Source organism: Anaerobacillus sp. 1_MG-2023 (assembly GCF_030547345.1).
Lineage (GTDB): Bacteria > Bacillota > Bacilli > Bacillales > Guptibacillaceae > Guptibacillus > Guptibacillus hwajinpoensis_B.
Genome location: NZ_JAUORD010000079.1, coordinates 1 through 305 on the forward strand (window position 1 = coordinate 1; position 305 = coordinate 305).

Sequence of the window (305 nt, forward strand, 5' to 3'; positions counted from 1 at the left end):
AAAGCTGGTTTGATATTTAAGGACACTAGTGAGTATGGAAAAGTTGATTTTATTCTTCTTGAAACTTCGGAAGACGGAACGACAAATTCAGTTGATGTGATTACTTTCGAAACACTTTTCGGTGATGTAAAAACAAACCCAACTTATGAAGCTCTGTCAGGGTCGCATACCTTTAAGATTAAGGATAAGCAATATACAATGACAGCCACTGAAATGGGCTATCAAAAGTATTTTGATCAATGGTTGGCGCAAGGGTTAATTAATTAACTAAATATGTAGCAGCATATCTTCAACAATCTCGGAGC

1 protein-coding gene is annotated in these 305 nt (G+C 36.1%); it reads left to right on the forward strand.

Annotated features, from left to right (window positions below; translation table 11 throughout):
* Positions 1–267 (forward strand): hypothetical protein (locus tag Q4550_RS23345; protein ID WP_303536584.1); only part of this gene is annotated, 267 nt, incomplete at its 5' end.
* Between the last annotated feature and the right edge of the window lie 38 nt (positions 268–305).